Here is a 14,140-nt window from a genome sequence, read left to right as displayed (position 1 = left end):
CTAACTTTTTACTGCCTACGGCCGGATAACTCCTTTGTTCTTAACGTATTTGTCCATCCACTGATCCTGCTCCCAGAGCAAGTGCAGAATGGATTCCTTTGCGCGGTAACCGTGGCTTTCTTTGGGCAGCATTACCAGGCGAACGGTAGCACCGAGCCCCTTCAGGGCGTTGAAGTAGCGCTCTGACTGGAGAGGGTAGGTGCCCGAATTGTTGTCGGCTTCGCCGTGGACGAGAAGAAGTGGCGTCTTCATCTTGTCGGCGTGCATGAAGGGAGACATCGTGTTGTATACCTCAGGGGCATCCCAGTACGAGCGTTGTTCAGACTGGAACCCGAAGGGCGTCAGCGTCCGGTTGTACGCACCACTGCGGGCAATGCCCGCAGCGAAGAGATCGGAATGACTCAGCAGGTTGGCCACCATGAAGGCTCCGTAGCTGTGGCCACCAACGGCAACGCGTTCCCGGTCGATGTAGCCTAGTTTATCTACTGCGTCAATGGCTGCTTTGGCGTTGCTAACCAGTTGCTTGCGGAACGAATCGTTAGGCTCGGTGTCTCCCTCGCCAACGATCGGGAAGGCGGCTGCGTCGAGCACAACGTAACCACGGGTAACCCAGTAAACGGGGCTGCCGTAGTAGGGGTAAATAAAACTGTTGGGGTTACTGGTGGTCTGGCTGGCACTGGCTTTGTCTTTGTACTCGCGCGGGTAGGCCCACAGGATCATCGGGTATTTCTTTCCTTCCTCGTAACCGACAGGAAGGTAGAGTGTACCGGAAAGGTCCAGCCCGTCTTCGCGCTTGTAATTGATGACTTCCTTGTGGACGCTGCCGAGCGCCGCAAACGGGTTTTCAAATTCAGTAATCGGGGTTACTTTTCCCGAACGAACATCGCGAAAGGCGTAGTTGGGGAACTCCGTCGGTGACTCGATGCGCACCATCAGCTGGTTGGATTCTACGTCGTAATCCCGCAGGCTTTCAACTTTATCGGTGTATTCAGACTGATAAAGGCGTTCTGTTTTTCCTGATTCCAGAGCCATCCGGTCCAGGAAAGGGAACTGGCCTTTGTCCGAAAAGCCGGCACCCAGCAGGAAGGCGTTTCCGTTTTTGAGGGCGAGTACCGAGCGGCCCCATTTGTTCCGCTTCGATACGAAATTACCAGGATCGCTGTAGGTGTCCTGATAATTGCGGTCAAAAAGAATGCGGGCTTTCTTATTCGGGGCAGAAGGATCGAACACATAGGTTTTTGCGTTGCGGGTATCCCACCAGCGGTCGTAGAGAACTGCGGTCTTATCGTCGCCCCAGCGGATGCCGGAAAAGCGATTGATGGTTTTTACGAGCGGGCTTCCTTTGCCGGCAAACGGAGCGGGGAGCGTAAATACCTGATCGCGGTATTCAACTTCGTTGGCAGGGTCTCCTTCGTCCAGCGCCTCGACGTAGATGAGGCTGGCGGCGCGGTCGGAGCGCCAGCTGACGCTCCGTCTGCCCGGCTGGGTCGCCATAAAGCCTTTGGGGAGGTCTTCGATCAGCGGAACCGTATTGACTGTGTTGACTTTCTTCCCTTCTTTGGTGTACACCGTCGTGACGGAAGGAAAGCGGTAGTAAGGTACGAGATAAGAGAATGGTCGTTCGATATTGGTTACCATGACGTACTCTCCGTCCGGGCTGAAACTGATACTCCGGTACATGTTTGTTGGCAAAAATTCTTCTTTCGTACCATTCAGCCGGACGCGGGAGATGGTAGAACGTGCGAGTTGCTCGAAGTTGTGCTCATCGTTGGGGTTCTTGAGGAGGTCCTGGTAGGTGCGGTTCTGAGCCTTTTTGCCGTCAGCGGTCGAAATGGTGGGGCCGGTAGGAACGGCAGTGGCACCGTTGATCAGTTCTTTGCGGTCGGCAGGAAGAAACTTGAGGAGCATGCTCTGGCTGTCATCGAACCAGTTGATAACGTCGCCGAGGTTGGCGTTGATCGGATCAACCGATGCATCGGTAACCCGTTTTACGGAAGCTGCGGCTACGTCGAGAAACCATACCTCGACCCCGTCGGCGGTGGTGTGGGTCATGGCAATTTTCGTCTGGTCCGGGCTCCAGGTGAAGTTGGAAAGTTTTGGGTTGTCGGGCAGGCCCATCACTTCCATCAGGTCCGTTTTGCCGGTTACCCGCCGTACGGCAATTTTGTTGGAGTAGTTCGTCCGGCTTCCGATGTTGGTGGCCGGGTCGATGCGCAGGCCGCCGAGGCGCATTTCCTGACGGCTGAGGTCTTCGATGGATTTGTAGGCGTCGCGGTAGGTCAGGACCATGAATTCGTGAGCGTCATCCATCATGACACCCGGTGCAAGCGGGACGTCTACAAGGTCGAGGATTGCTTTGTGTGGTTTTTGGTAGCCCAGGTTCTGGGCGGTCAGCGGCAGGATGCAGCCGATAAAAAACAGGAAAAGGAGGTTTCTCATTTGGTTGGGTTTGAGGTTTCAAGATACAGAACTTAACAGAGTACGTTTGGCCCGATGTGGGGGGAATGTCTTTTGGGTAACCTAAAACCTCGTTTCGGGGGCGCGAACGCAGGTGCCGGGCAGGTTGTTTGTCCGGGGATTCGCCGCTGATCCAAACGTATCCGGAAGGACTCGATACCCTTAGCAATTGCGTTGCCCCTCCTCGCCCGACGACAGCCGCCGGGGGAGAGAGAAGCAGGAATCCAGAGACAGCATAACGAACTTACGTGCTACCTTAGCCCCATGGCCATTTTTCCCGACATCGAACTCATCGGACAACCCGGATATGCCGAAGCGATCCGTCAGTTATCTCCCAATGCCGTCGATGGCGTTGACCTGCTGATCGTCTACGACTCCGACTATGATTTCCTGGAAAGGGTGCTCGCTGCGGCGGGGTACGACGATCCAAAACTTCAACTTCACTTGCTGGAGTGGTCCCCCGCCGCCGGGCCGCTGGACCTTACCGGTTTGATCCGCCACCTGAAAATAAAACGCGTCTTGCTTTTTGGCCAGGACATGAAGTCGCTCGGCCTGCACTTTCAGGTCGCCGATTATTTTCCCGTGGAAGTCGGCGGCGTGAATTACATGCGTAATCCTTCGGCGGCAACGATCTCCGAAGCCAAAAATAAAGGTGACAACGGCCCCGCCGGCGCTCTGTGGCGCGGTGTGAAGGCAAGTTTCATGAAGGGGTGAAAGCTGTCAGCACCTGAGTATGTCCAGCAGATGAATCAAGAACACAATCTGGTTTGCGCCTAACACAATTAACGCCATAAACTACCTTTCGTATCATGTCCCAATTAGTCTTTGCTACCAACAACAAGAACAAAATCGCTGAGATCAAAGCTCAACTGGGCGACCAGTACACTTTTCTGAGCCTTGAGGACATCGGCTGCCACGAGGACATCCCGGAAACACAGCCGACCCTTGCCGGGAACGCCGAGCAAAAAGCCCGCTACGTAAAGGAAAACTACGGACACGATTGTTTCAGCGAAGACACCGGCCTGGAAGTAGATGCGCTCGGCGGTGCGCCGGGTGTCATCACGGCCCGCTACGCGGGCCCGGAGCGAAGTGCTGAAGCCAATAACGCCAAAATCCTCGCCGGGCTGGAAGGCAAATCCGATCGGACGGCCCGCTTCCGTACCTTCCTTTGCCTGATCATGAACGGCGAAGAACACCTCTTCGAGGGCCGCTGCGAAGGCCGCATCAGCGAAGCAGTAAGCAACGGGACGGATGGCTTCGGTTATGATCCCATTTTCATTCCCGACGACGGCGATGGGCGTACCTTCGCAGAAATGACCGGCGAGGAAAAGCGGAGTATGAGCCACCGCGCCCGGGCCATGACCAAACTGCAGGATTTTCTGCGCGAAAACTAGAAAGTAAAGTGTAAAATGCGGAGACCAGATTACAGCATTTGGCCCTGATTTCTGCTCTTTGCACGCTTCCCCCTTTAGCCCCGATCTATGCGTACCCTGATTCCTTTAGTGATCCTGGCAGCTATGGCTTACGCCGGCTGGTTCTACCTGCAATCGTTTACCGATCAGCCCCTGCGCGAAAACCTGCTGCTGACCAATACCAATACGCTGCGTGAGCTGAAGGTAACCAACGATCGCCGCGGGTTCCGGATCTTTCGGGGCGAAGAGGGCGGCTGGATCGTTAAGCAGGACGCCATCGAATTGTACGACCAAAGCGAAGCAGCCGACCGGCTGATCGAAATCCTGAACAACCTGCAAACCGATTCCGTGATGCGCCGGTCTTCGGCGGTTCATGGCCCGTCGGTAATCCTGGTGGGAGAAGGAGGGCAACGGGAAGAACTTAGTTTTCGCTTCCCGCTTCAGGGGCCGCCCGTTGTACAGGTCGGTGCCACAGGCGACCTTTTCGCGCTGCCGGCCAGCGTCAGGGAACCCCTGGAGAAAATGCTTTGTTTCGATGCTTACCGTGGGAGACGATCGCTGGAAGTCGCAACGGAAAAAGTGGACAGCATTACGGTGAGTTTCCACGATTCTTTGCTGTGGAGAGTTCCTGCAGAAGAAGTTCCCCGGCTCGCAAAAACGTTCGTTGCACCTGCGACCGCGCCTGATGATTTGCCGGCGTATGCTGATTATTTCGACGAAGTGATGGACCGCGAAAAATACTTTGCAACCATCCGTCTTTTTGCCGTTGCTGACACCCATAACATCGAGGTATTCCGTGATTCGCAATGGATAAAACCCTACGTTTTGGTGGGAGAGGATTACCCGAGAACATACTTCGGAATCGATTCTTTACGATAGTTTCCGTGGCGCTGACGCAGGTGCAATGAGTAGCCCTGAAAGAGCAGTGTGGGGCAAGGTTGAAATTTATGGCAACCACCAGCCGGTTCGACACGTTATGCAACGCATGACCTTACGCCTTATCTTCTTACTGGTTACTCTTCTTGCACTGGATGTATACGCCTTCCAGGCTATCCGCAGCTGGCTAAGTCCTTACAAAGCGACGGCCCGACGGATTGGTTACGCAGTCTACTGGGGACTGTCGCTGCTTGCTTTCACTTTCCTGCTGCTGAACGTTCTTGAAATTGTGGACGGGTGGGGCAAAAACGCACAACTCATCGTTCGGGTCAGTCTTTTCCTGTTCTGGGTTTGTAAACTGCCGATCATCCTGCTGCTGGGGATCGACGATCTGCGCCGTGGTATAAGCTGGCTGGCCAATCGTATCAGCCCCGTAACGGAACGGGATACCAGTCGCTCTCGCTTTATGGCGAAGACGGCATTGATTGCCGGTGGGGTACCACTGGCAACGCTCACCTACGGGATCGTACGCAATGCTTACCGCTACCGGCGCTTTGCGACCGACGTTCCTGTGAAGAACCTTCCTGCCGGACTTGAGGGGTTCAAAATTGTTCAGATCTCCGATATGCACTCGGGTAGCTGGACACGTTCTGAGCCGCTGAAAAATGCGGTGGCCATGATCAATGCCGAAGAAGCCGATGTGGTTTGCTTTACCGGTGATCTGGTGAACAGCGAGGCGGATGAGATCGTGCCCTTCATCGATATCTTCAAAAACGTGAAGGGTAAATACGGAGTGTTCAGTATTCTCGGTAACCACGATTATGGAACCTACCACGACTGGGGCTTCCCCAAAGGCAGCGAGGAGGAAAAGGCTGCCATCGCCGCCAACATGGAGCGCCTCTACGGTCACCATGCAGCCCTCGGCTGGGACCTGTTGCGCGATGAAAACCGGATACTCGATGTAAACGGACACAAAATCGGCATCCTCGGTGTGGAAAACTGGGGCTCGGCTTTCCGCTTTCCCCGCAAGGCGGATTTACCGAAAGCAACCGCAGGAACAGACGCCTGTGACTGTAAAGTTCTGCTGAGCCACGACCCAACGCACTGGGATGCTAAGATCCGTCCCGGGTACCCCGACATCGACCTTACACTGAGCGGGCATACACATGGGTTTCAGTTCGGGATCGAAATTCCGGGGTTCAAATGGAGCCCGGCTCAATACCTTTACAAACAATGGGCTGGCTTGTACAAAGAAGGCGACCAACACCTTTACGTGAACCGCGGGCTGGGCTTTTTGGGCTACCCCGGGCGGGTAGGCATCCTGCCTGAGATTTCGGTACTCACGCTCAGAAAAGCCTGAAGTCGCTTTATAAAGGCGGCACTGGCGTAAAAAAAACCGCCGCAGGCGGGAAAGCAGAGTTGTGCTTTCCGCCGTACGGCGGTCAGTTATAGTTGCCTGAAATCAGGATTGCTGTTTAGGAGTGCAGTGTGATCTGACGGGCAGCGAGTACGCTTTCTTCTTCTTCGCGCTCGGGGTCAGGAACACAACAGTCTACGGGACAAACTGCAGCGCACTGTGGCTCTTCGTGAAAACCTACGCACTCGGTGCATTTGTCGGGCACGATGTAGTAAAACTCATCGCTGACCGGCTCCTGCTCGGCGTCCGGCTCAATGACGTCGCCGGTTTCGATTTTGTAAGGTTCGGAGATGGTGGTGCCTTCAGACATTTTCCACTCTACGCCGCCTTCGTAAATTGCGGTGTTAGGGCATTCGGGTTCGCAGGCTCCGCAGTTGATACAGTCGTCGGTAATGAAAATTGCCATTTATCTTGGTCTTTTGATTCTTTGCTATTCTGGTTCCTTAGTTCAAACCAATGAACCATGCCTTGGTTGAATGAAAATGAGCCGTGAGGCCGTACCTGAACATGGTGGTACTGAATTAACAACCTGTACGGGCTAACCCTGGTTGACTTGTTGGAGGGCAAAATTACACCACAAAAGGTGTACTATCTACTATTTTCTTAGTAAGGTAATTCGGGAAATACGGGAACTCCGGTTGCAAATGTCCGTAATTCGGTTATTTTTGCGGCCCTCTACGAAGGATTTTTGGTGTCGAACCATCTTATTTATTACCCCGGAGGTAATAAGATTGTGGTTGCCGATACGTTTTGCACCCGGGTTGTGTTCTTAGAAACAGTACGATTTGGTGTTGACCTTCGGAGCTTTTCCTTACCTGAAACTTTACCGTTGTCATGCGTTTGGAGGGTGGGGGGAAGGGGCAGAAGAACACTTTGACCTTTCGGGCCGTTAATTGTCCGCGTAATAAGGGGAATTGTTACAATTTCAAAAGTGCTTCGTCTTAAACCAGCAGGGCTTAAATACCCCGTACTTTGTATAACTGAATAATTTATGTATCATTGGATGTTCGGAACAACAAAAATGTTCCTGGCACCTTTACCGGGCTGATACACCAAACTACCCATGGAAAGATATAGTGAAAAAGAGCTCGCACAATTTGCAGAGCGCATCAAATCAGACTACCAGCTTGCTAAGACGGAGCTTCAAATGCTCCGCGATCAGGTTACGGAACTCAACGATACCATGTCGGAAGGCTTCGGCGCCGATATGGGCGAAGACAGTAGCTCAGTGAGCCGCCTGGAATTGCTTAAAGAACAGGTTCTGCGTAAGCGGGATCACATCCAGGACCTGCAAAACGCAATGCTCCGGATCAAGAATAAAGTCTACGGCGTTTGTAGCGTGACGGGGAACCTGATCGATAAGCAGCGTCTGGATGCTGTCCCCACCACGATCAAGTCCCTTGAGGGCATGCGACTGGAAGCAAGTGGCCAATTGGATATTACTGCGCAGGACATCGCCCGTCGTGCGATTGAACGCCGCGAAGGGCCCAACAAGATCATCTCGAAGATCAAAAAGCCGCCACCACCCCCACGCAAAGTGGAGAAGAAGCGCAAGAAGCCAGGGCGTAAGCCCCGCAAAGTGGAAGAGGATGACGACGATCTGATCTAGAAATCAAAACAGCCGGTACGCGCTGACGTAGCATTGTGTTTTTTCGCTCTTTTCTATCACTTCGGCTCAAATCCGGTTTGCGGTGGTATCCGCCATCTTATAAAAAGACCCTGCGGATCGCCACCCGCACGCCGGTTTGGTAATAATTACGATTGAGCTGGTCGAAGTTGGTCTTAAGGTTGCCCTGAAGAAAGAACCGAAAGTACGGCTGTACCCGAATGGCCCAGTTCTCGCCCAGTTTACGGTCGTATCCCAAACCGGTATTGAGGGAAGCCACCACCGGACGAAATTCACGTTCAGGATCGTCGGGAAGTTCTGTCGTACCCTGCTCCACGCCGTCGAGCCGGGTGGAGCGTTCGGTTTTAGTGCTCAGGTGCAGGTTGGCGGCTACTCCCAGCATAAAGTGAACGCTGCTTTTTTCAGACATGTCCTGGTGGAAATTAAATTCGAACGGCAGCTCCAGGTACTGAGCGGTAACTTCATCTCTGGTGTCCAGCCCAACGGTAGGTCCGTCCAAATCGTTTTCAACTACTTCGTAACCAGTACGGAGGTACCGAATCCCGGTAGTGAACCCCACCTTGTCGGCCCGGCTCTCGTACAGCAACCCGATGCCGTAGCCTCCGAGACCACTCTCGATGCTGTCCTGCACTTCCAATGCTGTAATCAGGGTTCCGCCGCTGGACGTGATGCGGTTACCTCCGCTGTGCGGAGCAATTTCGAGCCCGAAGGAACGCTCATACGTCTGTGCGCTGAGCGCGACTGAGGTGAAAAGCAAAACCAGGACCATGAGGTGAAGAGAAAAAATATTCGACATTGTCAGGATTCAATCTTGGAGAAAAAGTGGGGACCTGAAAAACTCTTTTTGGTGCCAAGTTATTTCATCGCCGCTGCGGGGCTTTGCCCGGAGCCGGTAATAAGTCAACGGCTTTCGGGTTACTCCCGCCGGGTGGTGAGTTTGCGGCTTACACAAAAAATCAGCCTCAAAGCCCGTACCTTTCGCCCATGATAATGCGCATTGTATTTTTTTCCTGTTTTCTATTTGCTTGTTGTTCTTTTCTAGTTGCTCAGGGCAGCCCGTTGCCGGTAGAGGACACCGAAACTTATGACCTGATTCGTCGGCTTAGCCTCCGCTACGGGTACGATGGTTTTGAGCAGCCTGCAACCGATCTGGGCCTGCGGCCCACCAGCAGGGGAGGCCTTGTCCGGTTGGCCAAAACCTACCAGAAAATCTACGGCGACCAGTTCAGTAAAACCGACAACTACCGCCTGCAGCGGTTTTACGACGATAACAACGAATGGCTGGCACTCGAACCGTACGCCGCCACTGAGGACCCGGACCAGGCATCGTTCTGGAGTGGTGATGACTTCGCCCTGAAGTCGGTCGAAAGCCCGCTGTACCGGGCGCAGGATCAGATTCTCAACGTGTTCTACCCCACGCCGGCACACATGTTTGAAGTGAACCGGCCCGACTTTTACCTCCGCTTTAATCCCGTGCTCGATTTCCGTTACGGAAAGCAACAGGACGACACCGAAGATTACTTCTTCAATCGTCGGGGGGTGAAATTGAGGGCAGGCCTGGACGATCGTATTTTCCTCAACTTCGAGATTTTGGAAACCCAGGCGGGGTTGCCCAATTTCGTACGTGATTTTCGTAACCGTTTTGATGCGGTGCCCGGAGCCGGTTTCAATAAAAGATACTCACTCGACATCGCCAACGTAGAAAGTGGAACGGATTACCTCAACGGGCAGGGCTATCTCTCGGCGGACATCACGAAGCACGTAGGCGCCCGGCTGGGCTACGGCCGGCACTTCATCGGAGACGGAGAACGCTCGTTGCTTTTGTCCGATTTCAGCAACAACTATCCTTATCTCGAACTGAACTGGCGTATCTGGAAATTTCATTACCGCAACATCTTTGCTGAGCTTACTTCTGGTCCGGCACGAGCGACCGCATCGGGGCAACCCCTGACCAAAAAATACATGGCTTCGCACTACCTGAGCATCAACCTTGGCCGGCGGTTTACTTTCGGTCTGTTTGAATCGGTCGTGATGAGCCGCGAAGATGGCTTCGACCTCGCTTACCTCAATCCCATCATTCTTTACCGCACCATCGAGCAGAGCGTCGGGAGCCCGGATAACGCCATCGTTGGCCTGACCGGGCGGTACCGCACGCCGTTTCGGGTAGAGCTCTACGGTCAGCTGATTATTGATGAGTTCAAGTTCGACGAGCTCTTCAGTGAGCAGCGGGGTTGGTGGGCCAACAAATTCGGGTATCAACTCGGTGCGCGCTACGCAGACGCATTCGGGCTCGATCAATTAGACATCACCGTGGAGCGCAACTACGTACGCCCTTACACCTATACCCACCGTGGCCTGGGCAATTACACCCACTTTGCGATGCCGCTGGCGCACCCTTTGGGGGCGAACTTCAAGGAAAATCTACTGGCAATCGAGTACCGTCCGCTTCCCCGGCTGCACCTTAGAGGGCGTCTGTATCTGATTACGCAGGGGGAAGGAACCGACGACCTCGTAGTGGGCGAAAACCTGAACCGCCCCAACGGTTTACGCGAGATGGACTTCGGCAACGAAATCGGGCAGGGAATCGGGTACGACAACACCCTGATCTCTCTGACGGCGGGTTACGAGCTTAAACCCAATCTGTGGCTCGAAGCGGAATACTTCTCGCGGAGCAAAGATTCTGATGCTGCCGCCAATGATCAGGAAACAACCATCATCAACCTGGGCGTGAGGTGGAACGTAGCGCGGCAGCGGTACGAATTTTAGTGGCAGCGACCCGCTGCTGTAATTCCGCCGGGAACAAACTGTTTTCGGGCGCGGTCGCAGGTGCAGGGGAGGAGTCTCAGGGAGAGTTGCAACGGCTCAACCCGGTCGTGCATAATCGGAGTAAGGCGATCCCCGCCGGAGGAGGCCGAAATTAAATTCGGCACTAATCTGTAAAAATTCCCAACTTTGCCATACGTTAGCTTTTCATTGCACCTGCGGCCGCGCCCCCGGATTTTTGTGCGCTGAATGCCGTACATCCGAACCTGATTTCAGGGGCATTTGAATCTAACCAATTCATAAAGCGTATTTTCACCACCGCTGATGCCTTTTATTTTACCCCTAACCATAAATTGAGAACCTCATGGTCGATAGCACATTCCGTACCGAAAAAGTACAACAGAGTCGCGTAAAAGACGTTGACTGGGACAACCTCCCCTTCGGGAAAATTTTCTCTGATCACATGTTTGTTTCCGACTACAAAGACGGGAAATGGTCCGATGGTGAAATCATCCCCTTTGGTCACTTTACCATTCACCCCGCCAGCATGGTTCTCCACTACGGTCAGGCCATCTTCGAGGGGATGAAAGCCAGTAAGCTGGAAGACGGAACACCAGCCTTGCTCAGCCCGATTGAGCACGCAAAACGCCTCAACGCCAGCGCCCGCCGTCTGATGATGGCCGAATTCCCCGAAGACCGCTTCGTAGAAGCCGTAAGCCAGTTGGTCTCTCTGGACCGCGACTGGATTCCGCCAGCCGAAGGCAGCGCACTCTACCTGCGCCCTTACATGTTCTCTACCGATGAGTTCATCGGCGTTCGCCCGAGTGAGAGCTACCGCTTCTGCATCTTCACCGCTCCCGTAGGCCCGTACTACGCTAAGCCGGTACGCCTGGTGGTGGAGCAGAACTACGTCCGAGCGGTCCCCGGCGGAACGGGCGAAGCTAAAGCCGCCGGCAACTACGCCGCCAGCCTGCGCCCTGCATTCGAAGCCAACCAGAAAGGTTTTGACCAGGTAGTATGGATGGGAGGCCCCGATATGACCGAAATCCAGGAGGTAGGAACCATGAACATCTTCTTCGTCATCGATGGGGAAGTGATCACACCCGCAACTGACGGCGCTATTCTGAAGGGAATTACCCGCAAAAATTTCATCACCATCCTGCGCGATCAGGGCTACAAGGTGACCGAACGGAAAATTCTCATCGACGAAATCGTCGAAGCATACGACGCCGGCAAACTGGAAGAAATGTTTGGCGCGGGAACAGCGGCTGTAGTCAGCCACGTTGCTGAGTTGCAATACAAGGATAAGCTGATGGTACTGCCCGACGTAGCAGAACGTAAAGTTGGCCCGATGCTGAAAAAATACATCGACGGCCTCCGCACCGGCCGGGTGGAAGATAAGTTCGGCTGGATCGTTAAGCTGTAGCCAAACAAGAGAAGTACAACTGTCGTACGGGCGCAGGCCCGTGCGACAGTTCTTCTTTGACTGGTTATGCCTCTTCCCGGTCCCAGTCGGTCTGCCCGACATAGATCATAATGAATCCGGTCACGATAAGGATGAAGCGGAAGACCAGCGACAGGGCTACGTTGTAGCGGTAGATCCATTCAAAAAGGATAAAGTCGACCCCTACCAGATTGAGCACAAGCGTCATCACGCCAGTGATGAGGAGAATAAACCCGATTACGGTGATGGTGGTGGCGTGTTTGATCATGGCTTAGAAGTTTGATTTCTCTGATCGCAAAACTACGTCGCCGGCTGTGGTGTTGCGAGAATAACCGATTTTTTTACACGGTTGTAGCTTTAGCACATGCCGTCAGTGCCCACCACCACGATTTTTTATTCTCCTAACCACATTGCCCGTGTCCACCACCACGAATTCAATCAAGATCATCGAATGCCCCCGCGATGCCATGCAGGGGCGCAAGGTTTTTATCCCCACCGCCGAAAAAGCTGCCTACATCCAGAAGCTATTGGCCTGTGGGTTCGATACCCTCGACTTTGGCAGTTTCGTATCACCGAAAGCTATTCCTCAAATGAGGGACACGGCCGAAGTACTCGGTATGCTTGACCTGAGCGCTACCGATACCAAACTACTGGCTATCGTAGCTAACCGCCGCGGCGCAGTGGCCGCGCTGGAACATCCCGAGATCCAGTATCTCGGCTATCCGTTCAGTGTGAGCGAAACGTTTCAGCTGCGCAACACCAACGCTACCCTGGAGGAGAGCCTGGAGCGGGTGAAGCAAATTCAGGAACTGACGGTCGCTGCCGGCAAAGAAATGGTGCTCTACCTGAGTATGGGCTTCGGGAACCCTTACGGAGATCCCTGGAATGTGGAAGTGGTGGAACAATGGGTCAGCAAGCTTTCGGCGCTGGACATCACCATTTTCCAGCTTTCGGATACCATCGGGGTGAGTGCCCCAGCGAGTATCAGCTACCTGTTCAACAGCCTGATCCCACGCTATCCGAACCTCGACATCGGCGCGCACCTGCACACCACGCCAACCACCTGGGAGGAGAAAATAACCGCCGCCGCAGAAGCCGGATGCCGTCGCTATGACGGGGCCATCCGCGGGTTCGGAGGCTGCCCGATGGCAAAAGATGATCTGACGGGCAACATGCCAACCGAGAATCTTTTTGCCCACTTCGGCTTTGAGCCCACCGGCGTTGATGAGGCTGCTTTCTCCGAAGCAATGCGCGCCTCGGAAGCAGTATTCACGTATTAGGAGTCGGGAGTCATGGAGTCGGGAGTCGCTGCCGCAAGCACCGTTCGCTGCGCTACGCTTGCTCACCTTGCACAAGCATGTGTAGCACAGTGACGCCTGTCTAAGGAGTCGGGAGTCATGGAGTCGGGAGTCGCTGCCGTAAGCACCGTTCGCTGCGCTACGCTTGCTCACCTTGCACAAGCATGTGTAGCACAGTGACGCCTGACTAAGGAGTCGGGAGTCATGGAGTCGGGAGTCTGGAGTCGCTGCCGCAAGTACCGTTCGCTGCGCTACGCTTGCTCACCTTGCACAAGCATGTATAGTACAGTGACGCCTGTCTAAGGAGTCGGGAGTCATGGAGTCGGGAGTCAGGAGTCGCTGCCGCAAGCACCGTTCGCTGCGCTGCGCTTGCTCACCTTGCACAAGCATGTATAGTACAGTGACGCCTGACTAAGGAGTCGGGAGTCAGGGAGTCGGGAGTCGGGAGTCGCTGCCGCAAGTACCGTTCGCTGCGCTACGCTTGCTCACCTTGCACAAGCATGTATAGTACAGTGACGCCTGACTAAGGAGTCGGGAGTCGGGAGTCTGGAGTCGCTGCCGCAAGTACCGTTCGCTGCGCTGCGCTTGCTCAGAGACTGTTCATCTAAGTGTGTCTACATTACTTTACAGTTAGATACGATTATTATGGCAAAGAAAACCAAAAAGACACGCTCATTGGAAGAGCTTTTTACCGACTCGGAGCAACTCAAGCGCATGCAGAGCCACCTCTACTCCGGCAAACCGATTTTAGAGCGTGGCGGTGGATTCGCTGAGATGCTCCAGGCGATGGTTAATGCTACTCTTCAAGGCGAAGCTGCTGCGCATATCGCAGAGGACCGCTTGGAG

12 protein-coding genes and 1 pseudogene are annotated in these 14,140 nt (G+C 54.1%); 9 read left to right on the top strand and 4 right to left on the bottom strand.

The genetic code is table 11. The features are described 5' to 3' along the window. Window positions 1-15 precede the first annotated feature (15 nt). Window positions 16-2,439, bottom strand: a complete 2,424-nt coding sequence (locus FUA23_RS07405; protein WP_147930098.1) for a S9 family peptidase — start codon at window positions 2,437-2,439, stop codon at window positions 16-18. A 282-nt stretch (window positions 2,440-2,721) separates the two neighbouring features. Here FUA23_RS07405 and FUA23_RS07400 point away from each other — a divergent pair, with 282 nt between their 5' ends. From FUA23_RS07400 to FUA23_RS07385, 4 genes are all read left to right on the top strand, one after another. Continuing rightward, on the top strand, window positions 2,722-3,171 hold the full coding sequence (locus FUA23_RS07400; protein WP_147930097.1) for a hypothetical protein: 450 nt from the start codon (window positions 2,722-2,724) through the stop codon (window positions 3,169-3,171). 95 nt (window positions 3,172-3,266) lie between these two features. Beyond that, window positions 3,267-3,851 carry an RdgB/HAM1 family non-canonical purine NTP pyrophosphatase gene (gene rdgB / locus FUA23_RS07395; RefSeq protein WP_147930096.1) on the top strand — a complete coding sequence of 195 codons (585 nt, stop codon included), beginning with the start codon at window positions 3,267-3,269 and terminating at the stop codon, window positions 3,849-3,851. An 87-nt stretch (window positions 3,852-3,938) separates the two neighbouring features. Further along, window positions 3,939-4,748: a hypothetical protein gene (locus tag FUA23_RS07390; protein WP_147930095.1), complete on the top strand. Its 810-nt coding sequence runs from the start codon at window positions 3,939-3,941 to the stop codon at window positions 4,746-4,748. A 106-nt stretch (window positions 4,749-4,854) separates the two neighbouring features. Beyond that, window positions 4,855-6,105 (top strand): metallophosphoesterase, encoded by a 1,251-nt coding sequence (locus FUA23_RS07385; RefSeq protein ID WP_147930094.1) that lies wholly within the window; start codon window positions 4,855-4,857, stop codon window positions 6,103-6,105. A 115-nt stretch (window positions 6,106-6,220) separates the two neighbouring features. Here FUA23_RS07385 and FUA23_RS07380 read toward each other — a convergent pair whose 3' ends face one another. Further along, window positions 6,221-6,568, bottom strand: coding sequence for a 4Fe-4S dicluster domain-containing protein (locus FUA23_RS07380; RefSeq protein ID WP_147930093.1), 348 nt, complete (start codon window positions 6,566-6,568; stop codon window positions 6,221-6,223). Window positions 6,569-7,225: 657 nt separating this feature from the next. Here FUA23_RS07380 and FUA23_RS07375 point away from each other — a divergent pair. Beyond that, window positions 7,226-7,771, top strand: a complete 546-nt coding sequence (locus FUA23_RS07375; protein ID WP_147930092.1) for a TraR/DksA family transcriptional regulator — start codon at window positions 7,226-7,228, stop codon at window positions 7,769-7,771. A gap of 97 nt (window positions 7,772-7,868) precedes the next feature. Here FUA23_RS07375 and FUA23_RS07370 read toward each other — a convergent pair whose 3' ends face one another. Then, window positions 7,869-8,585 (bottom strand): outer membrane beta-barrel protein, encoded by a 717-nt coding sequence (locus FUA23_RS07370; RefSeq protein ID WP_147930091.1) that lies wholly within the window; start codon window positions 8,583-8,585, stop codon window positions 7,869-7,871. A gap of 194 nt (window positions 8,586-8,779) precedes the next feature. Between FUA23_RS07370 and FUA23_RS07365 the strand changes: the two genes are divergently transcribed. Both FUA23_RS07365 and FUA23_RS07360 read left to right on the top strand, forming a co-directional pair. Beyond that, window positions 8,780-10,555, top strand: a complete 1,776-nt coding sequence (locus tag FUA23_RS07365) for a hypothetical protein (protein WP_147930090.1) — start codon at window positions 8,780-8,782, stop codon at window positions 10,553-10,555. A 361-nt stretch (window positions 10,556-10,916) separates the two neighbouring features. Further along, window positions 10,917-11,978, top strand: a complete 1,062-nt coding sequence (locus FUA23_RS07360; protein ID WP_147930089.1) for a branched-chain amino acid aminotransferase — start codon at window positions 10,917-10,919, stop codon at window positions 11,976-11,978. Between the two features lie 64 nt (window positions 11,979-12,042). Here FUA23_RS07360 and FUA23_RS07355 read toward each other — a convergent pair whose 3' ends face one another. Next, window positions 12,043-12,264, bottom strand: coding sequence for a hypothetical protein (locus tag FUA23_RS07355; RefSeq protein ID WP_147930088.1), 222 nt, complete (start codon window positions 12,262-12,264; stop codon window positions 12,043-12,045). Between the two features lie 199 nt (window positions 12,265-12,463). Here FUA23_RS07355 and FUA23_RS07350 point away from each other — a divergent pair, with 199 nt between their 5' ends. Beyond that, window positions 12,464-13,276, top strand: a complete 813-nt coding sequence (locus FUA23_RS07350; protein WP_147930211.1) for a beta/alpha barrel domain-containing protein — start codon at window positions 12,464-12,466, stop codon at window positions 13,274-13,276. Between the two features lie 663 nt (window positions 13,277-13,939). Then, window positions 13,940-14,140: pseudogene (locus FUA23_RS07345) on the top strand (IS256 family transposase); the annotation flags it as partial.

Origin of the sequence: Neolewinella aurantiaca (genome assembly GCF_008014675.1) — a bacterium.
Taxonomy (GTDB): Bacteria; Bacteroidota; Bacteroidia; order Chitinophagales; family Saprospiraceae; genus Neolewinella; species Neolewinella aurantiaca.
The sequence above is the reverse complement of the archived record's forward strand: the minus strand, read 5'-3'. Positions and strand labels throughout refer to the sequence as shown.